This window comes from Pseudomonas frederiksbergensis (assembly GCF_003732705.1).
GTDB classification, from domain to species: domain Bacteria; phylum Pseudomonadota; class Gammaproteobacteria; order Pseudomonadales; family Pseudomonadaceae; genus Aquipseudomonas; species Aquipseudomonas frederiksbergensis_F.
Genome location: NZ_MOBR01000004.1, coordinates 241886 through 260680, shown reverse-complemented (window position 1 = coordinate 260680; position 18795 = coordinate 241886). Strand labels below are relative to the sequence as shown.

Below are 18795 nucleotides of genomic sequence, written 5' to 3'. Positions count from 1 at the left end.
GATCGTTCCCACGCTCTGCGTGGGAATGCAGCCCGGGACGCTCCGCGTCCCAAAGCGGACGCAGAGCGTCCGGGGAGGCGTTACCACGCGGAGCGTGGGAACGATCGCGGTCATCTGTAGGAGCGAGGCTTGCCCGCGAAGAGGTCGTCACAGCCAATAAAGATGTTGACTGACAGATTGCCTTCGCGGGCAAGCCTCGCTCCTACAGGTAATGGTGTCGGGTGAGTTTGTTGTGTAGTTCGGTAGACCCCAATTGATCCAGCTCCAACCAAAAAACCTGCTTGCCGGCAATCTCCGCCGCCACAGGAACCCCATCCCGATACACCAACCGATTACTCGCCAACGCCGGCACTTTCACCCCTGGCAACAACGTGCCCGCCAGGTTCAGCGGATCAACCCCACACACCGCCACCAGACTCCCGTCATGGGGCCGGCGCCGCACTTCTCGCAGTAAGGGAATTGCCTCCGGCAACGCAAATTGTTCACCCGCCAGACCACTGACAAACCGCCCGCCACGGATCTCGCCCCGCGCCTCCAGCCGATGAAAGGTGCGGAGCAATTCGCGCCAGCTCGGCAGCCAGTCCGCCTCGCGTTCCAGCAAGCGCCAGAACACCACGCCGTAGCGGCGCAGCAGGGTCATGGCGATGTGTTCCAGGGTGTCGCTGGGCGTTGGCGGCGGACGTTTGTTATCCACAACCGGCGCCGGCGGCCCGCGTCGCAATAAGGCCCAGCGCCCGGCATCGTCCATGCCACCGACAAATGCGCCGCGCCCGCGACGACTGCTGCGTTGCTGGCGTTTGCTCGCAGGCGTGATCAGCGCTCGCAGCCCCGCAAAGCTGTCGGCATTCACCAGCCCGGCGCCCACCAGCTCCTGCAAGGCGATTTCCAGTTCTGCGCGCAACAGATGCGCTTCGTGAATCAACTCATCGAAAAACAACGCGCCGTGCTGGCTCAGCGCTTCGAACACTTTTTGCGTCTTCGGCGACAGTTCGTTGACTGGTGTCTGCTCGGTCAAGCCGCTCCACAACCCGACCTGACTGCGCGGCAGCAACACAATTGGCGTACTGCGCAACGCCGTGCTGGCGCTTTTGTTGTGCGCGGTCAGGCGCGTCCACACCAGTTTGCCGCTGCGGCACAGGTCATCCAGCCAACTCGGCGAATAGTCCTTGAGCCGCGCCGGCAGGATGTCGCTGTCCCACGCCGATGCGGCGGCGGGGTAGCCCTCGAACTGACTGACAATCGATGGCAACACCGCGCTGCCCTGACCTTGGGTTGCAGGGGACAGATGCTGCCAGTCGAACAGAAACCGCATGAAATCCTGCAGCGCCACCGGTTCGATTTCCCGGCGCAGACGCTTGACCGTGTAGCGATGAATCCGCGCCAGCAGATGCCGTTCGCACCATTCGTCTTGATCAATGCCCGGCGTAAACAGGCCACGCAGCACGTAGCCTTCGCGCTCCAGTTGCGCCAGGGCTTGAGTGACCTGAGCCGCCGGTAATCCCAGCGGTTCGGCAATCGCCTGCAACGGCAGCGGACCAAACCCGCTGAGCCGCGCACGAATCATTTCCAGCACCGCGTCATCGGTTTCCCAGGGCTCATTGAAACCGGGCAACGCTTCCAGTGGCGGCAGCAAAATCGCCTGTGGATAAATCGCCTGCAAGCACGTCAGTCGCTCCAGCGCCAACCACAGGGATTGCCCGTGATCGATCTGCAAACGGCTGGCGCGCCCACTGTCGGCCAGGGCGTTCAGCCATTCGAGCCAATGCGGATTGGCTTGAGCTTCGGCGTCGGCAATGCACGAAAGACTCATCAACGCTTCATGCATTTCATCCACACCGGTGGGCGCCGGCCAGGCTTCGTCGCGCACCGCTTGAATCGCTTCGGCATCCAGCGCGCCGAGGTCGTCGGTGGATTGCGGATCGCTCCAGCGCCGATTGAGCACCGCTTGGGTGCGGCGTTCTTCCAGCGGCGCGTCGTCGAGAAAGGTGTAGGGCCGGGCGCTGAGGATTTCCGCTGCCAGCGGCGACGGCGCCGGCAGGTCGCGGCTGATCAGGCGGACGTCGCCGCTTTCCATGCGGCGCAACAGCGCGAGCCAACCTTCCGCGTCCATGGCTTCATGTAAGCAGTCGTCGAGGGTCTGCTCCACCAGCGGATGCTCGGGAACCTCCCGTTCACCGGCGAGGTTTTCCACGCAGGCAATCTGATCGGGAAACACGCTGGCGATCAGGTCTTCACTTTTCATGCGCTGGATCTGCGGCGCGACTTTGCGCCCGCCGGTGTAGCGCGGCAACGCCAGGGCGACCCCGGCATTCCAGCGCCAGCGTACGCCGAACAGCGGCGCCTCCAGTACGGCTTGAATCAGCAGGTGCTCGGCGCTGTTGCTGTGCAGGTAGCGCCAGACGTCATCCAGTTCGAAACTGTGGCTGGTGGACAGCGACAGCACGATCGCGTCTTCGCTGGCGGCGGCCTGCAATTCGAAGTTGAAGGTGCGGCAGAAGCGCTTGCGCAGGGCCAGGCCCCAGGCGCGATTGATGCGGCTGCCGAACGGCGTGTGAATGATCAGTTGCGTGCCGCCGGACTCGTCGAAAAACCGCTCCATCAGCAACGTGTCTTGAGATGGCAATGCACCGAGTGTCAGGCGCGCGCGGGCCAGGTAATCCACCAGTTGATCGGCGCTGGCGAGGTTGAGGCCGAGGGTGTCGGTGAGCCAGTCAATCGCCGGTTGCAGGTTGCCGGGTGTGGCGCCAAGCAGGTCATCGAGTTGCGCTTGCAGACGCGCCACGGCGAACGACAGTTCCGCGCTACGCCCCGGTGCTTCGCCGAGCCAGAATGGAATGGTCGGCGGCTGGCCCTGGGCATCCTCGACCCGGACCTTGCCGGTGTCGACCCGCAGGATGCGGTACGAGGTGTTGCCGAGTTGAAAGATATCCCCAGCAATGCTTTCCACCGCAAAGTCTTCGTTGACGCTGCCGATGTTCAGCCCTTGGGGTTCCAGCACCACGCTGTAGTCGGCGTTGTCCGGGATGGTGCCGCCGCTGGTGACTGCCGTCAGTTTGGCGCCTCGGCGCCCGCGCAAAGTGCGACTGACGGCGTCACGGTGCAGATAAGCGCTACGCATGCCCTGGCGACCGTTGTAGCCCTCGGCGAGCATTTTCAGCAGCGCCTGGTAGTGTTTTTCATCGAGGTTGGCGTAGGGCGAGGCGCGGCGGAACAGTTCCAGCAGCGCGTCTTCCTGCCACTCCTGGCAACTGACCTCGGCGATGATTTGCTGGGCCAGCACGTCCAGCGGTGCGACCGGGATCAGCAAAGTGTCGAGTTCGCCCCGGCGCACGCAGTCGAGCAACGCGGCGCATTCGATCAAATCGTCGCGGGTGGTAGCGAACAACCGGCCCTTGGGCGTGCCGCCGACCTGATGCCCGGACCGGCCAACCCGTTGCAGAAACCCGGCAATCGAGCGCGGCGAGGCAATCTGGCACACCAGATCAACGTCACCGATATCGATACCCAATTCCAGCGAGGCCGTGGCGATCAACACTTGCAGGTCGCCGCGCTTGAGCCGCTGTTCGGCGTCGAGGCGAAATTCCTTGGCCAGACTGCCGTGGTGTGCGGCCACGGCTTCTTTACCGAGGCGCTCGCTCAGGTGTCGGCTCAGGCGTTCAGCCAGACGCCGGGTGTTGACGAAAATCAGCGTGGTGCGGTGTTCGCGGGCGAGGGCGGCGAGGCGGTCGTAGACCAGTTCCCAGACGTCGTTGGCCATCACTGCCGAGAGCGGCACCGGCGGCACTTCGATGCCCAGGTCCCGTGGGCGGGCGTGGCCGATGTCGATGATGTCGCATTCACGGTCTCGGCCAACCAGAAAGCGCGACACCGCTTCGATGGGTTTTTGCGTGGCGGACAGGCCGATACGCATCAACGGCTCGGCACACAACGCCTGCAAGCGCTCCAGACTCAACGCCAGGTGACTGCCGCGTTTGCTGGCGGCGATGGCGTGGATTTCGTCGACGATCACCGTGCGGGTGGTGCCGAGCATTTTTCGCCCGGAGTCGGAACCGAGCAGCACGTAAAGGGATTCCGGGGTGGTCACCAGAATGTGCGGCGCGTTCTTGCGCATCGCCGAGCGGTCTTTTTGCGGCGTGTCGCCGGTGCGCACGGCGGTGTTGATCTGCAATTCGGGCAGCCCCATCACGCGCAATTGCTCGGTGATGCCGGCCAGCGGGTTTTGCAGGTTGATCTGGATGTCGTTGGATAACGCCTTGAGCGGCGAGACATAGACCACCAGGGTTTCGTCGGGCAGGTGACCGCCGTTTTCCAGGCCCTGATGAAACAGGTCATCCAGCACGGCGAGGAATGCGGTGAGGGTTTTGCCGGAACCGGTGGGCGCGGCGATCAGCGTCGAGCGGCGCTGACGAATCAACGGCCACGCCCGGGCCTGGGCGGCGGTGACCGTCGGGAAGGTATGGCTGAACCAGGCACTGACGGCGGGATGGAAGCCGGCCAGGGCGCTGTCGGCGGGGATGGGCAGGTTCATGCAGTAATTTATGCGGGCGGGGTGGGGAAGATGCAAGTACCGCTGGGGATCTGTGTCGATGCTGATGGCCTCCTCGCGGGCAAGCCTCGCTCCTACAAAAGCGCCACCGCCCCCTGTAGGAGCGAGGCTTGCCCGCGAAGAGGCCAGAACAGGCAGCGCAAAACCCGGCGATCTACACTTTACGGATGACGGTTGCGCACTAAACCCGCAAAATGCAACGATTCCGGCATCTATCGACGATATTGCCTGCGGGCGGTGTCGATTAAGCCATTGTTCCAATCAGACTGGGCCTGCTGACTCTATGCGAATGCGCCTTATGTTACTGGGCGGCGGAAATGCCCTTGGGCAGGCGCTGATTCGCCTCGGTGCGGAGGAAGACATCGGTTTCCTCGCCCCCCGCCCACCACAAGACGGCTGGGATGCCGCGAGCCTGACGCAACTGCTCGACGACACCCGCCCGGACGCGCTGATCAACCTCGCCTATTATTTCGACTGGTTCCAGGCGGAGACAGTCAGCGAACAGCGTCTGGCCGGGCAGGAACGGGCGGTCGAGCGTCTGGCTGAACTGTGCCAGCATCACAACATCGTTTTGCTGCAACCCTCGAGCTATCGCGTGTTCGACGGCTCCCGGGCCACGGCCTACAGCGAAAAAGACGAGCCGGTGCCCTTGGGCCTGCGCGGTCAGGCCTTATGGCGGATCGAACAAAGCGTACGCGCTACCTGCCCGCAACACGTGTTGTTGCGCTTCGGCTGGCTGCTCGACGACAGCCCCGACGGCACCCTCGGGCGTTTCCTCGCCCGGGCCGAGACCCCGGAAGAATTGCTGATGGCTGACGACCGCCGGGGCAATCCGACGCCCGTGGACGACGCGGCCCGGGTGATCATCTCGGTGCTCAAGCAACTCGATTGTGCAGCGCCGCTTTGGGGCACCTATCATTACGCCGGACATGAGGCGACCACGCCGCTGGCATTGGGGCAGGCGATCATCACCGAAGCGCGCAACCTGCATGAACTGGCCATCGACGCGCCGACCGCCCAGGCTCACGCCGCACGGCCCGACGCTGCCGAAGAGCCGCAACACGCGGTGCTGGCTTGCAAGAAAATTCTGCACACCTTCGGGATCAAGCCCCGCGCCTGGCGCGCGGCGCTCCCGGGCTTACTGGATAGGTTCTATCGCCATGGCTGACGGCCCAGTTTTCATCACCGGCGGTGCCGGTTTCATCGGTTCACACCTCACCGATGCCTTGCTCGCCAAGGGTCATTCGGTGCGGATTCTCGATGACCTGTCCACCGGCAAACGCAGCAACCTGCCACTGGACAATCCCAAGGTCGAGCTGATTGTCGGCGACGTCGCCGATGCGGCATTGGTCGCTCGCTCGATGATCGGTTGCAGCGCCGTCGCGCACCTGGCCGCCGTGGCCTCGGTGCAGGCGTCGGTAGACGATCCGGTGAAGACTCACCAGAGCAACTTCATCGGCACCTTGAATGTCTGCGAGGCGATGCGTCAGGCCGGGGTCAAGCGAGTGTTGTTCGCCTCCAGTGCCGCGGTGTATGGCAACAACGGCGAAGGCGAGTCGATTGACGAAGAAACCGCCAAGGCGCCGCTGACGCCTTATGCCTCGGACAAACTGGCCGGCGAGTACTACTTCGATTTCTATCGTCGCCAGCACGGTCTGGAGCCGGTGGTGTTCCGCTTCTTCAACATCTTCGGCCCGCGCCAGGACCCGTCCTCGCCGTACTCCGGGGTCATCAGCATCTTCAGCGAACGGGCGCAGAAAGGGTTGCCGATCACCGTGTTTGGCGATGGCGAACAGACCCGGGATTTTGTCTACGTTGAAGACCTGGTGGATTTGCTGGTGCAGGCGATTGAGAAACCGCAGATCGACGTGGGGGCGGTGAATGTCGGTTGGAATCAGGCCACAACTCTTAAGCAGATGCTCGAAGCGTTGGAACAAGTGGTCGGTGAATTGCCGCCCATCACCTACGGCCCGGCACGGTCCGGTGATATCCGCCACTCGCGGGCGAACAACCGGCGGTTGCTGGAGCGGTTTACTTATCCAGAACAGACGCCGATGAACGTCGGTCTGGCGCGCTTGCTGGGTCGCTGATCGTTCCCACGCGCAGCAAAGGAATGCCTCAACGGACGCTCTGCGTTCGGCATTGGATGGGACGCGGAGCGTCCCGGGCTGCATTCCCACGCGGAGCGTGGGAACGATCAAGGCGCCTGGTTAGGCGCCTTTTTTTGTGCGTGGGATTTAGAATTTGTAACCAAGCCCGACCATGTAGATGAACGGATCCACGTCCACATTGACCTTGGCCCGGGTCCCCGGCGCCACGGCGTCGTTTTCCACGGTCGCGCGGGTGTCGATGTCGATGTAGCGCATCTGGGCGTTGATCATGATGTTGTCGGTGATCATGTAGTCGGCGCCAACCTGGAACGCCATGCCCCAGGAGTTTTTCGCCTTGAAGTTGCTGAAGCCATTGGACTGGGCTTCGCTGCCGACGTGTTCGTCGTAGATCCAGGTGTAGTTGATACCGGCGCCGACATACGGCTGGAACGCAGACTTGGCGTCGAGCGGGTAGTAGACGACGCTGAGGGTCGGTGGCAGGTGTTTCAGGGTGCCGAGTTTGCCGTTGGCCGCGCCCAGGGCGGTACCTTTGATCTTCACGTCATGTTCGAATGGCGAAGCAGCGAGCAGCTCGATGCCCCAGTGGCTGTCGATCATGTAGGCGAAGTTCAGACCCAGTTGCGTGTCGCTGCTCATGGTGGCCTTGCCACCCAGATTGGCACCGGCTAACGGACCCTGGTCAACCTTGACGCTGGAACTGTCGGCTTTCGGGTTGACGGTGATCGCACCGGCGCGAACGATGATGTCGCCAGCCTCGTGGGCGTGGGCGAGCGGGGCTGCAAGCGCGAGGGCAAATAGCGAGGCGCTGAGCAAGGACTTGTTCATGGGGGCTCCAAAGGACGTTAAAAATGTTCGATGTCCAATGGTAAAGAGCCATCTGATACGGTCTTTTGATTCAGCTCAATGAAACAGTGATGGGATGGTTTTTTGTGGAACCTTTGCGGGCCCCTTCGCGGGCAAGCCTCGCTCCTACAGGGTTTGTGTTTGCCGCAATACCGCGAACGCGACAAACCCTGTAGGAGCGGCTTGTCCGCGAAGGCGTCCTCACAAACAACACAGAACCCCCGGATTCACTCCGGCAATTCATACACATAAATCTTGTCCGCTTCCATCTGATACCCGGCATCCGCCAATTCGCTGGTGGACGCTTTGACCTGCAACGAACCCTCGATCCAGTACGGCTGATACAACTCATCCAGCTTCACGCCGACTTCGCTTTTCACATGCACGATCTGGTTCGACGGCGGTGGCGGCACGTGGATGCAGGCGCCGAAATACGGCACCAGCAGAAACTCCGTGGTGCGACCTTCTTCGCTCACTTCCAGTGGCACGATGTAACCCGGCAAGCGAATGTTCTTGCCATCGAGACTCTTCACCACCGGCGCATTCGGCAGGTCCTGCTTGGCGGCCGGGGCCGACTCCAGCGTGCTGCTCATTTGCGACAGGTCGTGCAGCGGCGTCATGTTCGGCACTTCCGCCGGGGCATCCGGCGGGATCATTTCCGACCAGGTCAAATCCGCAGGTTCAGCCGCCCACAGCGGCAGGGCGACCAGCATCAACAGCGCGAGCAGAGCGCGGGGCATCTTTAACGTCCTCATAAACGGATCGACAGGCCATCGGCCAATGATTGGCGATATGCACGCCAGGCCGGCACGCTGCCCATCAGCAGCGCGGCGATCAGGATGCCACCGAGCAGCGTCCATTCATATTCGCTCGGCCAGGCCAGCGGCAGGTACAAACCGTAATTGGCCTGCACATAACCTTGCGCAGCGGCGATGCACACATACAGCAGCGCCACGCCGGCAATCACCCCGGACAGCGCCAGGGCGAAGGCTTCCAGCACCAGCAGCGTCGCGATGTGCCACGGCCGCGCACCCACCGAACGCAGGATCGCCATCTCGCGCCGCCGTTCATTGAGGCTGGTGAGAATCGCGGTGAGCATGCCGATCAACCCGGTCAACACCACAAACAGCGAGACCACGAACAGGGCTTTTTCCGCCGTGCTCATCAAACTCCACAACTCCTGCAACGCCACGCCGGGCAGGATCGCCAGCATCGGTTCGCCACGGAATTCGTTGATCTCACGCTGGACCGCGAAGGTCGAAATCTTGCTGTTGAGGCCGAGCATGAACGCGGTGATCGCTTGCGGCGTCAGGTCCATATTGCGTGCTTGATCGGCACTGATCCGGCCCTGGCCTTGAGCGGGCACGCCGTTGTGCCAGTCGATGTGGATCGCCTCCATGCCGCCGAGGCTGATGTGCAACGTGCGGTCCACCGGAGTGCCGGTGCGCTTGAGGATGCCGACCACGGTGAACGGTTTGTCGTCGTGCTTGACCAGGCTGATCACCGCCACGCCGTGGGCCAGCACCAGTTTGTCGCCGAGTTTGTAGTGCAGTGCATCCGCCACTTCGGCACCGAGCACCACTTCGAACGGGTCGGTGGCGAAGGCGCGGCCGTCGGCGATTTCCAGGTGTTGTTGATGACCGTACTGGTAATGCTCGAAGTACGCCTCGGTGGTGCCCATCACCCGATAACCGCGATGGGAATCGCCGAGGGACATCGGGATCGCCCACTTCACTTTCGGGTTGTTGGCGAAGTGTTCAAAGCTGTCCCAACGGATGTTGTTGGTGGCGTTGCCGATGCGGAACACCGAGTACAGCAACAGGTTCACCGAACCGGAACGGGCGCCGACGATCAGGTCGGTGCCGCTGATGGTGCTGGCGAAACTGGCCTTGGCCTCGGTGCGCACCCGCTCCACGGCCAGCAACAGGCAGACCGACAGGGCAATGGCGAACGCGGTGAGGATCGCGGTGAAGCGGCGGTTAGCCAGGCTGGCCAGGGCTAGACGAAACAAATACATCTCAGACCTCGAACGGGGTGGCGGCGCGATTGAGCTCGGCCAGCGACAGGTTGCGGTCGAACAGCGGCGCGAGGCTCTGGTCATGGCTGACAAACAACAGGCTCGACCCGGCTTCGCGGCATTCGGCGAACAGCAGGCGAATGAAGTTTTCCCGGGCGTCGTAATCCAGGGCCGAGGTCGGTTCGTCGGCGATCACCAGTTCCGGCTGGCCGATCAGCGCCCGTGCGGCGGCGACCCGTTGTTGCTGGCCGATGGACAGCGAATCGGCGCGGCGGCTGAGGATGCTTTCATCCTTCAGACCCAAATGCGCGAGCAAAGTAGCGGCAGCTTGATCGACGCTGCCGTGACGCTGCTTCGCCCGTTCGGCGCGTAATTTGGAGAAGTGACAAGGCAACTCGACGTTCTCGCGCACTGAGAGAAACGGCAGTAGGTTGAACTGTTGAAAGATGTAACCGGTGTGATCGACGCGAAAACGGTCGCGAGCGCCGGCGCCGAGTTCGGTCAGTTCCTGGCCGAGCAAACGGATACTGCCTCGATCGGGCTTCTGCACACCGCCGAGCAGGCCAAGCAGGGTGGTTTTGCCACTGCCGCTGGGGCCCTTGAGGAACAGGGTTTCGCCCGGTTCCAGGCGAAACGCCGGGATATCCAGCAGCGGCGGGTGACCGGGCCAGCTGAAGCCCAGGTCGGACAGTTCGATGAGTGCTTGGGTCATGTGAAACCGGTCAGGGAGGTGGTGAGCCCTTGTAGGAGCGAGGCTTGCCCGCGAAGGCGATCTATCAGTCGACATCTCTGTTGAATGTGACGGCCTCTTCGCGGGCAAGCCTCGCTCCTACAGGATCGGGGTGGGTCAGAATTTCAGGGCGGCCGCCTTGGACGTCACTTCAACCCCTTGCTGGCCGCTCGGGCTGATCAGTTGTACCTGAATCTTCTGGGTCGCCGGGAAGGTGTTGAAGATCGTCGTCAGGTCCAATGTTTTCAACGCACCGGGTGCCGAACAGCTGAATTGGTAGTGGGCGTGGATTTCGCTGTGGTCGTGGTGATGCTCGTGACCGTCCTTGTCCGCTTCGTCGTGGTCATCGTCGGCGTCCGGCTTGTCACCGAACAGCGGACTTTCCAGTTCCTGGGTCGCGACTTTGCAACCGGCGGCTTTCGGCAGGTTGAACAGCGCCAACGGGTTTTCCAGCTTCGCCTTGGCGGCGGCGACTTTGGCTTTATCCGCGTCGGTGGTGGCGACGTGTTCGAACCCCACCAGGTTCATCGCCGGGCTTTCCAGCTCCAGCTCCAGGGTCTGGCCGTCCAGCGCTGCGTTCAAGCGACCGACGCCATGTTCGTGGGCGCCGAGGCTGCCGTGTTCAGGTTCATTGGCCGCATAGGCGACGGCCAGCGGCAACAGGGCAAACGGCAGAGCGAGCAGCAGACGACGCATGGCGGGTCTCCGGAAAGTAAAGTGAAAGGTTTGTTATGTAATCTTATAACGAAAGTGCGGAGAGTTTGACCGCCCGCTTGGCGTTGCACAAGACCCATGGGAGCATGCAGGTCAGAAATGTGCAGGAGCAGACTCATGTTGCGAATACGCGGAAGCATCGGCGACTGGCCGGTGGATTTGACCCTGGAGATGGACGACGGCGACTGGGCACGGCTCGGCGCGCAGTTGCAGGTCAGCAAAACCGAGGACGTCAGCGCCCCGGCGGCCAAACCGCTGAATCAGGATGACGCGCTGTGGCAGATCGCCAAAGACCTGCTGCGCAAGGCCGGGCAATTGAGTGGGCCGGATTTGCTGGAGCAGTTGGAAGGGCTGACGGGAAGCGCGGCGTCGGGCAAGCGGTTGTTGGTGCGCCTGCGCCATAGCGCGGATGTGAAAGTGGTGAGCGGCGGGGATACGCCGCTCTATTGCTGGCAAGAGCCAGAGTAGGACCCGTAGGAGCAAAGCTTGCTCGCGATGGCGATCTTACGGACGCCATCGCGGGCAAGCCTTGCTCCTACAGCGATGGCGATCTTACGGACGCCATCGCGGGCAAGCCTTGCTCCTACAGCGACGGCGATCTTACGGACGCCATCGCGGGCAAGCCTTGCTCCTACAGCGATGGCGATCTTACGGACGCCATCGCGGGCAAGCCTTGCTCCTACAGCGATGGCGATCTTACGGACGCCTTCGCGGGCAAGCCTCGCTCCTACAGCGATGGCGATCTCACGGACGCTTTCGCGGGCAAGCCTCGCTCCTACAGAATCAATAAAGCGCGGCGAACAGCTTGCGACGGTACGTGGTCACCAGCGGGTGATCGTTGCCCAGCAATTCGAACACTTGCAGCAAGGTCTTGTGCGGCAGGCCTTCGCTGTAGCTGCGGTTGCGGATGAACAGCTTCAGAAGCGAATCCAGCGCCGGTTCGTATTGCTGGCGGGCCAATTGCTGGATCGCCAGTTGATAAACCGCTTCATCGTCCTGCGGATCTTTCGCCAGGCGCGCCTTCAAATCGGCGGCATCCGGCAAATCCTTGGCCTGACCCAAAAACTGGATCTGCGCCTTGGCCCCAGCCAGTGCAGCCTTGTGCTCATCGGTCTTGACCGCGTCGAGCACGGTTTGCGCTTCGCCCAGTTCACCGCGCTCGGTGAGGCAGCGGGCGTACAGGATCAGCGCTTTGGCGTTGGTGTTGTCTTCGCCCAGCAGTACTTTGAGGATGGCTTCGGCGTCGGCAAAACGGCCTTCATCGAACAACGCCTGAGCCTGTTCGAACGGATCGGCAGCGGCCGGCGGCGGCATTTGCACATGCGGTTCAAGCATGGCGCGTACGGCAGATTCCGGTTGCGCACCGGCAAAACCGTCCACCGGCTGACCGTCCTTGAACAGCACCACGGTCGGCAGGCTGCGAATGCCGAAGCGCGAGACGATGTCCGGCTCGATGTCGCAGTTGACCTTGGCCAGCAACAACTCGCCCTGATAGCTCTCGGCGATGGTTTGCAGCATCGGCATCAATGCCTTGCACGGCGCACACCATTCGGCCCAGAAATCCACCAGCACCGGTTTGTGAAAAGAGTTCTCGATCACCGACTGGTCGAAATCGGCAGTCGTGGCGTCGAAGATGTACGGCATTTCCTGACTCATGGGGGATCTCTTGGAAGCGTGAATGAGGCAACTATACGGCTTGGCGGGGTGTGGCCGGAAGTCTGGGCGGTCTGAGAGATAGCTTTCGCGGGCAAGCCTCGCTCCTACGGGTTCGCGCCGATTTCGAAATCAACACAACCCGGGAGCGCGCCGATTTCGAGAGCGACGCTGAACCTGCACTGATCGTTCCCACGCTCTGGTCGTGGGAATGCCTCTACGGACGGTCCGCGTTCGGCTTTGAATGGGACGCGGAGCGTCCCGGGCTGCATTCCCACGCAGAACGTGGGAACGATCATGGGCGAGAGGCGTGATAAAGGCTCACATGCCGAAACTCTTCCGGCTCGGCCAGATCCGGCAAGGTCATCGCCTCCAGCATTTCAATGCGCCGGTACAACGGATGACGAAAATCCCTGACCCGCGAATCTGCGACCAAGGCTTCCCGGCCACGACTCAAAAACTCATCAAGCAGCGGCAGATTCGCCCGGTCATACAGCACGTCGGCGACCAGAATCAGATCAAACCGATCCGCCTCGGCAAAGAAATCCGTCGAATAATTGAGTTCTACGTCATTGAGTTCAGCATTCGCCCGACACGCCGCAATCGCCAGCGGGTCCAGGTCACAGGCCACCACTTCCAGTGCGCCGGCCTTCACCGCGGCAATCCCGGCCACCCCGGAACCCGCGCCGAAATCCAGCACGCGCTTGCCTTTGACCCACTCGGGAAACTCAGCGAGATACCGCGCCACCGCCAAGCCACTGGCCCAGCAAAAACTCCAATAGGGCGGCTCATGCAGAATCCGTTGGATTTCGTCCTGGCTGAAGGCGCGGTCCATGTTGTCGCCGTCGATCAGCCAGAGCTTCAGGTCGGTGTTCGGCAAATCACAGGCAACGAGCTGCGCATCACCGAGCAATTCACCTAACGCCTGTTGCAGGTCGAGCGGTGCAATCATGGGGCTTTGACGAATTGCAGCTGACCCAGGGCCTGGGTCGTCGGCTGAGTGATGGTTTGCGATGGCAAGTGCAAAATCAGCTGACCGGACTGACTGGCGCGGCCACGCAGTTCAACCCGGGCGCCGACCGGAAAGGATTCTGGATTGAAACGCAGATGAAACGGCAGGATTTGATTGGTGCCGATCAGGCTGGAACTGGCCAGCAATTGTTGCGGGCGGGATTTGTCATCGATCACCAGCAGCGCCAGTTCCACTTCGGCACCGGCCGGCACGCCTTGCAATGTGCCGCTCAACTCACGCTGATAGGCCGGCAGCGGGCCGAGGTCGGCCGATTCCTTGGCTTTCTTCTGCGCCGCTTGTGGCGCGGGGCCTGGGGTCGGCGGCTGGGGCTTGGGCGCATCGCTGCCGCAGGCCACCAACAGGCTTAAAACACTGAGCAGGACGAGCGGTCGTAACGACATTTTTGGCTCCAGCAACATGAAATCCATAAAGGTGTCCTGTTTCACGAATACTGTTCATTTTTGACGGCGTCTGTTGCCGTCATGCTGCGTTGCCGCTCCTCGCCATAGCGGGCTATGACTCGTCGCGGCGCCTTGCCTGACAACAACAGCCACGCGTCAAAAAGGAACATTATTCGCCAAACAGGACACTAGCTCGTCTGTATACCGCAAACCCTATGGCTTGTCTTGCCACGGGGATGCGCTACCATGGCCCTCCCTTTTTTTGTTGCCTGCCACCATGCACTGTCCCTTCTGCGGTGCCAACGACACCAAGGTCATCGACTCGCGTCTGGTCGCCGAGGGCGAACAGGTGCGCCGCCGGCGTGAATGCCTGGCCTGCGGCGAGCGTTTCACGACGTTCGAGACCGCCGAACTGGTGTTGCCGCGCCTGATCAAAACCGACGGCAGCCGTCAGCCGTTCGACGAAGAAAAACTCCGTGCCGGCATGCAGCGGGCGCTGGAGAAGCGCCCGGTGAGTGTCGAGCGCCTCGAATCGTCGCTGGTGCACATCAAACACAAACTGCGCGCCACCGGTGAGCGAGAGGTCAAATCCCTCGTGGTCGGTGAACTGGTGATGGCCGAGCTGCAAAAGCTCGACGAAGTCGCCTACATTCGTTTCGCCTCCGTGTATCGGCGCTTCCAGGACTTGAACGAGTTCCGCGAAGAGATCGATCGCCTGGCCCGTGAGCCGGTGAAAGAATGACCACCTCCGCAGAACTTGCCGTCCTCGACGCCCATTACATGGCCCGCGCCCTGGAACTGGCGCGCAAAGGTCACTACACGACCCACCCCAACCCGCGTGTTGGCTGTGTGATCGTCAAGGACGGGCAGATCGTCGGCGAAGGCTGGCACGTGCGCACCGGCGAACCCCACGCCGAAGTCCACGCCCTGCGCGACGCGGGCGACCAGGCCCGGGGCGCCACCGCTTACGTGACCCTCGAACCCTGCAGCCATCACGGCCGCACGCCGCCCTGCGCCGATGCGCTGGTGAATGCCGGCCTCGCCCGTGTGGTGGCGGCGATGCAGGACCCGAACCCGTCGGTGGCCGGTCGCGGCATGCAGCGTCTGGCCCAGGCCGGCATCGCCATCGAAAGCGGCGTGCTGGAAGGTGAAGCGCGCAAGCTCAACGAAGGCTTCTTGAAGCGCATGGAGTACGGCTTGCCGTTTGTGCGGGTCAAGTTGGCCATGAGCCTCGACGGTCGCACGGCGATGGAAAGCGGCGAAAGCCAATGGATCACCGGCCCTGCTGCGCGTTCGGCAGTGCAACGCCTGCGTGCCCAGGCCAGTGTGGTGCTGACCGGCGCTGACACGGTGCTGGCGGACAATGCGCGTTTGACCGTGCGCGCCGCTGAACTGGGCCTGGACGCTGAACAAACTGCATTGGCCATGAGCCGTCCGCCGCTGCGCGTGCTGATCGACGGCCGTTTGCGAGTGCCGCTGGATGCGCCGTTCTTCAAGGCTGGCCCGGTGTTGGTCGCCACCTGCATGGCGATTGAAGAGCAGTACGCCAACGGCCCGGAATGCCTGATCGTGGCTGGCGACGATGGTCTGGTGGACCTACGCAAGTTACTGGTCGAACTGGCCAACCGTGGGGTCAACGAAGTGTTGGTCGAAGCCGGGCCGCGCCTGGCGGGGGCTTTCGCCCAGCAAGGTCTGGTGGATGAATTCCAGATCTTCATCGCCGGCAAGTTCCTCGGCTCCTTGGCCCGCCCGTTGCTGGACTGGCCGCTGGCGCAAATGAAAGACGCGCCCGAGCTCAAAATCACCGAAATCCGCGCGGTTGGCGATGACTGGCGAGTCATCGCCATTCCTGTGCCGGCAGCGAGCGTATAATTCCCGGCCTGCGCCACGCGACGGCTTTGTTCTCGAGGAGGACTCCATGTTTACCGGCATCATCGAATCCATCGGCAGTATTCGTGCATTGACCCCAAAAGGCGGAGATGTGCGGGTTTACGTAGAAACCGGCAAGCTCGACCTGAGCGACGTCAAACTGGGCGACAGCATCGCGGTCAACGGCGTGTGCCTGACCGCGGTTGAACTGCCCGGCAATGGCTTTGCGGCGGATGTCAGTCGCGAAACCCTCGACTGCACCGCCATGAATGACTTGAAAAGCGGCAGCCCGGTCAACCTGGAAAAAGCCCTGACCCCGACCACGCGATTGGGCGGTCACCTGGTCAGCGGCCATGTCGATGGCGTGGGCGAAGTGGTTGCCCGCACCGAGAATGCACGCGCCGTGGAATTCTGTATCCGCGCGCCAAAAGACCTCGCCAAGTACATCGCCCATAAAGGCTCGATCACCGTCGATGGCACCAGCCTGACCGTGAACGCAGTGGATGGCGCCGAGTTCTTGCTGACGATCATTCCCCACACCCTGAGCGAAACCATCATGGCGTCTTATCAGCCAGGTCGCCGGGTGAATCTGGAAGTGGACTTGCTGGCACGTTATCTGGAGCGCCTGTTGCTGGGCGATAAGGCCGCAGAGCCGACATCCGGGAACATCACTGAAAGCTTTCTGGCCGCCAACGGCTACCTCAAATCCTGACTCAAGGGGGTGCCTTGTGGCGCTCAATAGCATCGAAGAACTGGTTGAAGACATCCGCCAAGGCAAGATGGTCATCCTCATGGATGACGAAGACCGCGAGAACGAAGGCGACCTGATCATGGCCGCCGAGTGCTGCCAGCCTGAACACATCAACTTCATGGCCAAGCACGCCCGTGGTCTGATCTGCATGCCGATGAGCCGCGAGCGCTGCGAATTGCTGAAGCTGCCGCTGATGGCGCCGCGCAACGGTTCGGGTTTCGGTACCAAGTTCACTGTATCGATCGAAGCCACCACCGGCGTGACCACCGGCATCTCCGCCGCCGACCGCGCCCGCACTGTGCAGGCCGCCGCCGCCAAGGATGCCAAGGCTGAAGACATCGTCAGCCCGGGCCACATCTTCCCGCTGATGGCCCAACCGGGCGGCACCCTCGCTCGCGCCGGTCACACCGAAGCCGCCTGCGACCTGGCGCGCATGGCCGGTTTCGAGCCGAGCGGCGTGATCTGCGAAGTGATGAACGACGACGGCACCATGTCCCGCCGCGCCGAATTGGAAACCTTCGCTGCCGAACACAACATCAAGATCGGCACCATCGCCGACCTGATTCACTACCGGATGATCCACGAACGTACCGTTCAGCGGATTGCCGAGCAGCCGCTGGACAGCGAACTGGGCCAATTCAACCTGGTGACCTATCGTGATTCCGTGGAAGGCGACGTGCACATGGCGCTGACCCTGGGCACCGTGTGCGCTGAAGAGCCGACCCTGGTTCGCGTGCACAACATGGACCCATTGCGCGATCTGCTGATGGTCAAGCAACCGGGCCGCTGGAGCCTGCGCGCCGCCATGGCCGCGGTTGCCGAGGCCGGCAGCGGCGTGGTTCTGTTGCTCGGTCACCCGCTCGATGGCGACGTATTGCTGGCACACATCCGCGAAACCGCGGAACACGTCCCGGCGAAAAAACCGACCACCTACAGCATCGTCGGTGCCGGTTCGCAGATCCTCCGGGACCTGGGCGTGCGCAAAATGCGCCTGATGAGTGCGCCAATGAAATTTAATGCGATATCCGGTTTCGATCTGGAAGTTGTAGAATACGTGCCCTCCGAATAATGACCGGTTGTTTCCGGGCCTTGATTCGCGGTTAACACATCACTGAGGGACGCGTAGAAAACGCGTCCCGGCTCTTTAAGAGATCTAACGAATGACCCTGAAGACCATCGAAGGTACCTTCATCGCCCCTAAAGGCCGCTACGCTTTGGTAGTAGGCCGTTTCAACAGCTTCGTCGTTGAAAGCCTGGTTAGCGGTGCAGTTGATGCCCTGGTTCGCCATGGCGTGAGCGAAAGCGACATCACCATCATCCGTGCCCCTGGCGCCTTCGAAATCCCGCTGGTTGCGCAGAAAGTCGCCCAGAAAGGCGAATACGCGGCAATCATCGCTCTGGGCGCGGTCATTCGTGGCGGTACTCCGCACTTCGAATACGTGGCTGGCGAATGCACCAAGGGCCTGGCCCAGGTGTCCATGGAGTTCGGCGTGCCGGTCGCTTTCGGCGTCCTGACCGTTGATTCCATCGAGCAAGCCATCGAACGTTCCGGCACCAAGGCCGGCAACAAAGGTGCTGAAGCTGCCCTGTCCGCTCTGGAAATGGTCAGCCTGCTGGCACAGTTGGAGGCCAAGTGATTAGCGACGACAGCGATCAGTTCAACCCGCGCGATCCAAAGCCTGCGGATGCCGGCAAGCCATCGAAAAGCGTCAAGCGTCGCGAAGCCCGTCAGCTCGCGACTCAAGCGCTATACCAATGGCACATGGCCAAGCAGTCGCTGAACGAGATCGAAGCGCAGTTCCGGGTCGATAACGATTTCAGCGATGTCGATGCCGCCTACTTCCACGACATCCTGCACGGCGTTCCGGCCCACAAGCCTGAGATCGACGCTGCACTGTCGCCGTGCCTGGACATCACCATCGAAGAGCTCGACCCGGTTGAACTGGCGGTTCTGCGCCTGTCCACCTGGGAGCTGCTCAAGCGCGTCGACGTGCCGTACCGCGTTGTGATCAACGAAGGTATCGAGCTGGCGAAAGTCTTCGGTTCCACCGACGGCCACAAGTTCGTCAACGGTGTACTCGACAAGCTGGCCCCGCGTCTGCGTGAAGCTGAAGTGAAGGCGTTCAAGCGCTAATCGGCGCTTGTAAT

18 protein-coding genes are annotated in these 18795 nt (G+C 62.0%); 9 read left to right on the top strand and 9 right to left on the bottom strand.

Annotated features, from left to right (window positions below):
• Window positions 1-202: 202 nt before the first annotated feature.
• A complete protein-coding gene (locus BK667_RS03395; RefSeq protein ID WP_123596798.1) occupies window positions 203-4528 on the bottom strand; it encodes a DEAD/DEAH box helicase in 4326 nt (1441 codons plus the stop codon).
• 301 nt (window positions 4529-4829) lie between these two features.
• Here BK667_RS03395 and BK667_RS03390 point away from each other — a divergent pair, with 301 nt between their 5' ends.
• Window positions 4830-5714 (top strand): sugar nucleotide-binding protein, encoded by an 885-nt coding sequence (locus BK667_RS03390; protein WP_123509932.1) that lies wholly within the window; start codon window positions 4830-4832, stop codon window positions 5712-5714.
• Window positions 5707-6636: a UDP-N-acetylglucosamine epimerase PgnE gene (pgnE, locus tag BK667_RS03385; protein WP_123596797.1), complete on the top strand. Its 930-nt coding sequence runs from the start codon at window positions 5707-5709 to the stop codon at window positions 6634-6636. Before BK667_RS03390 ends, pgnE begins: the two co-directional genes overlap by 8 nt.
• Before the next feature lie 147 nt (window positions 6637-6783).
• Here pgnE and BK667_RS03380 read toward each other — a convergent pair whose 3' ends face one another.
• The 5 genes from BK667_RS03380 to BK667_RS03360 form a co-directional block, all read right to left on the bottom strand.
• Complete coding sequence (locus BK667_RS03380; RefSeq protein WP_123596796.1) at window positions 6784-7482, bottom strand: OmpW/AlkL family protein; 699 nt, start codon at window positions 7480-7482, stop codon at window positions 6784-6786.
• Between the two features lie 245 nt (window positions 7483-7727).
• A complete protein-coding gene (locus tag BK667_RS03375; protein WP_123596795.1) occupies window positions 7728-8240 on the bottom strand; it encodes a DUF3299 domain-containing protein in 513 nt (170 codons plus the stop codon).
• An 11-nt stretch (window positions 8241-8251) separates the two neighbouring features.
• Window positions 8252-9517: an ABC transporter permease gene (locus BK667_RS03370; protein WP_123404424.1), complete on the bottom strand. Its 1266-nt coding sequence runs from the start codon at window positions 9515-9517 to the stop codon at window positions 8252-8254.
• A 1-nt stretch (window position 9518) separates the two neighbouring features.
• Window positions 9519-10229: an ABC transporter ATP-binding protein gene (locus BK667_RS03365; RefSeq protein WP_123404426.1), complete on the bottom strand. Its 711-nt coding sequence runs from the start codon at window positions 10227-10229 to the stop codon at window positions 9519-9521.
• Between the two features lie 135 nt (window positions 10230-10364).
• Window positions 10365-10943 carry a DUF2796 domain-containing protein gene (locus BK667_RS03360; RefSeq protein WP_123596794.1) on the bottom strand — a complete coding sequence of 193 codons (579 nt, stop codon included), beginning with the start codon at window positions 10941-10943 and terminating at the stop codon, window positions 10365-10367.
• Window positions 10944-11078: 135 nt separating this feature from the next.
• Here BK667_RS03360 and BK667_RS03355 point away from each other — a divergent pair, with 135 nt between their 5' ends.
• Window positions 11079-11429 carry a hypothetical protein gene (locus tag BK667_RS03355; RefSeq protein ID WP_123596793.1) on the top strand — a complete coding sequence of 117 codons (351 nt, stop codon included), beginning with the start codon at window positions 11079-11081 and terminating at the stop codon, window positions 11427-11429.
• A 315-nt stretch (window positions 11430-11744) separates the two neighbouring features.
• On the opposite strand, the gene trxA is transcribed toward BK667_RS03355, so the two are convergent.
• The 3 genes from trxA to BK667_RS03335 form a co-directional block, all read right to left on the bottom strand.
• Window positions 11745-12617 carry a thioredoxin gene (gene trxA, locus BK667_RS03350; protein ID WP_123596792.1) on the bottom strand — a complete coding sequence of 291 codons (873 nt, stop codon included), beginning with the start codon at window positions 12615-12617 and terminating at the stop codon, window positions 11745-11747.
• A gap of 292 nt (window positions 12618-12909) precedes the next feature.
• Window positions 12910-13566, bottom strand: coding sequence for a class I SAM-dependent methyltransferase (locus BK667_RS03340; RefSeq protein ID WP_123596791.1), 657 nt, complete (start codon window positions 13564-13566; stop codon window positions 12910-12912).
• A complete protein-coding gene (locus BK667_RS03335) occupies window positions 13563-14027 on the bottom strand; it encodes a hypothetical protein (protein ID WP_123509963.1) in 465 nt (154 codons plus the stop codon). Before BK667_RS03335 ends, BK667_RS03340 begins: the two co-directional genes overlap by 4 nt.
• 277 nt (window positions 14028-14304) lie before the next feature.
• On the opposite strand from BK667_RS03335, the gene nrdR reads away from it, so the two are divergent.
• The 6 genes from nrdR to nusB all read left to right on the top strand — a co-directional run bounded on the left by nrdR (window position 14305) and on the right by nusB (window position 18781).
• Window positions 14305-14769, top strand: a complete 465-nt coding sequence (gene nrdR, locus BK667_RS03325) for a transcriptional regulator NrdR (protein WP_003228656.1) — start codon at window positions 14305-14307, stop codon at window positions 14767-14769.
• A complete protein-coding gene (gene ribD / locus BK667_RS03320) occupies window positions 14766-15899 on the top strand; it encodes a bifunctional diaminohydroxyphosphoribosylaminopyrimidine deaminase/5-amino-6-(5-phosphoribosylamino)uracil reductase RibD (protein WP_123596790.1) in 1134 nt (377 codons plus the stop codon). The genes nrdR and ribD overlap by 4 nt, the downstream gene beginning before the upstream one ends.
• A 46-nt stretch (window positions 15900-15945) precedes the next feature.
• Window positions 15946-16608 (top strand): riboflavin synthase, encoded by a 663-nt coding sequence (locus BK667_RS03315; protein ID WP_123596789.1) that lies wholly within the window; start codon window positions 15946-15948, stop codon window positions 16606-16608.
• A gap of 16 nt (window positions 16609-16624) precedes the next feature.
• Window positions 16625-17716 carry a bifunctional 3,4-dihydroxy-2-butanone-4-phosphate synthase/GTP cyclohydrolase II gene (gene ribBA, locus BK667_RS03310; protein ID WP_123596788.1) on the top strand — a complete coding sequence of 364 codons (1092 nt, stop codon included), beginning with the start codon at window positions 16625-16627 and terminating at the stop codon, window positions 17714-17716.
• Window positions 17717-17807: 91 nt separating this feature from the next.
• Entirely contained in the window at window positions 17808-18284 is a 477-nt protein-coding gene (gene ribH, locus BK667_RS03305) for a 6,7-dimethyl-8-ribityllumazine synthase (RefSeq protein WP_003185938.1), read from the top strand.
• On the top strand, window positions 18281-18781 hold the full coding sequence (nusB, locus tag BK667_RS03300) for a transcription antitermination factor NusB (RefSeq protein ID WP_123509921.1): 501 nt from the start codon (window positions 18281-18283) through the stop codon (window positions 18779-18781). Before ribH ends, nusB begins: the two co-directional genes overlap by 4 nt.
• The last annotated feature ends 14 nt before the right edge of the window (window positions 18782-18795 follow it).

What these genes read in the sequence shown, in the direction of transcription:
- BK667_RS03390 (WP_123509932.1), top strand. Translation starts at nt 4,830, where the DNA reads ATGCGAATGCGCCTTATGTTACTGGGCGGCGGAAATGCCCTTGGGCAG.
- BK667_RS03360 (WP_123596794.1), bottom strand. Translation starts at nt 10,943, where the DNA reads ATGCGTCGTCTGCTGCTCGCTCTGCCGTTTGCCCTGTTGCCGCTGGCC.
- BK667_RS03315 (WP_123596789.1), top strand. Translation starts at nt 15,946, where the DNA reads ATGTTTACCGGCATCATCGAATCCATCGGCAGTATTCGTGCATTGACC.
- BK667_RS03370 (WP_123404424.1), bottom strand. Translation starts at nt 9,517, where the DNA reads ATGTATTTGTTTCGTCTAGCCCTGGCCAGCCTGGCTAACCGCCGCTTC.
- BK667_RS03365 (WP_123404426.1), bottom strand. Translation starts at nt 10,229, where the DNA reads ATGACCCAAGCACTCATCGAACTGTCCGACCTGGGCTTCAGCTGGCCC.
- BK667_RS03380 (WP_123596796.1), bottom strand. Translation starts at nt 7,482, where the DNA reads ATGAACAAGTCCTTGCTCAGCGCCTCGCTATTTGCCCTCGCGCTTGCA.
- pgnE (WP_123596797.1), top strand. Translation starts at nt 5,707, where the DNA reads ATGGCTGACGGCCCAGTTTTCATCACCGGCGGTGCCGGTTTCATCGGT.
- trxA (WP_123596792.1), bottom strand. Translation starts at nt 12,617, where the DNA reads ATGAGTCAGGAAATGCCGTACATCTTCGACGCCACGACTGCCGATTTC.
- BK667_RS03375 (WP_123596795.1), bottom strand. Translation starts at nt 8,240, where the DNA reads ATGCCCCGCGCTCTGCTCGCGCTGTTGATGCTGGTCGCCCTGCCGCTG.
- BK667_RS03395 (WP_123596798.1), bottom strand. Translation starts at nt 4,528, where the DNA reads ATGAACCTGCCCATCCCCGCCGACAGCGCCCTGGCCGGCTTCCATCCC.
- BK667_RS03355 (WP_123596793.1), top strand. Translation starts at nt 11,079, where the DNA reads ATGTTGCGAATACGCGGAAGCATCGGCGACTGGCCGGTGGATTTGACC.
- ribH (WP_003185938.1), top strand. Translation starts at nt 17,808, where the DNA reads ATGACCCTGAAGACCATCGAAGGTACCTTCATCGCCCCTAAAGGCCGC.
- BK667_RS03340 (WP_123596791.1), bottom strand. Translation starts at nt 13,566, where the DNA reads ATGATTGCACCGCTCGACCTGCAACAGGCGTTAGGTGAATTGCTCGGT.
- BK667_RS03335 (WP_123509963.1), bottom strand. Translation starts at nt 14,027, where the DNA reads ATGTCGTTACGACCGCTCGTCCTGCTCAGTGTTTTAAGCCTGTTGGTG.
- ribD (WP_123596790.1), top strand. Translation starts at nt 14,766, where the DNA reads ATGACCACCTCCGCAGAACTTGCCGTCCTCGACGCCCATTACATGGCC.
- nrdR (WP_003228656.1), top strand. Translation starts at nt 14,305, where the DNA reads ATGCACTGTCCCTTCTGCGGTGCCAACGACACCAAGGTCATCGACTCG.